Below are 627 nucleotides of genomic sequence, written 5' to 3'. Positions count from 1 at the left end.
GCGTGCAAAAGGTCACGCGCCTTGTGACGACAACGAAGCAGATGCTTTGGCAATTTTATATTTAATGAAAGAAGGGGATGCGCATGTCTAATGGTATGCCATGGATAAGATTCCATTTGTATGACTGGATAAGTGGTACAGATGGAATGACGTTAGAGCAAAGGGGCGCTTATATGACGCTTCTCGTTCGCATGTACGATAAAAAAGCACCAATTAAAGAAGATTTTGAAACGCTTGCACGTGCTTGCAATTGTTCGCAGAAAAAATTTGCAACTCTTGTCGAATACTTAATGAGGAATGATAAACTTGTTGAGACAGATAATGGATTGTGGAATACACGCGTTGAAGAAGAGCTGAACGATTTTGCTGATAAAAAAGAGCACATATCGCAAGTTCGTAGTGAGGCTGGTAAAAAAGGTGCAAAAGCAAAAAATAATATAAAACAACATATTAATAATTTTGCTGAAGCAAACGACAAGCAAAATGATTTTTTTGCTGAAGCAAAAGATAAGCAAAACGTTTTTTTTGCTGAAGCAAACGACAAGCAAAATCTAGCTATAAAGAACCAGAATAAGAATAATATATATAAAAAAAATAAAACTATCGTTTTATCAAAAAAAGAAATTG

The 627-nt window shown here is 35.2% G+C and carries 1 protein-coding gene; it reads left to right on the top strand.

From position 1 onward, the window contains the following. Positions 1-83: 83 nt before the first annotated feature. Positions 84-627 (top strand): YdaU family protein (locus ACFINA_RS09760; RefSeq protein WP_375615540.1); only part of this gene is annotated, 544 nt, incomplete at its 3' end.

This window comes from Bartonella sp. AC10YNML, from assembly GCF_042196825.1.
Taxonomy (GTDB): domain Bacteria; phylum Pseudomonadota; class Alphaproteobacteria; order Rhizobiales; family Rhizobiaceae; genus Bartonella.
This window is presented reverse-complemented; position numbering and strand designations above follow the sequence as displayed.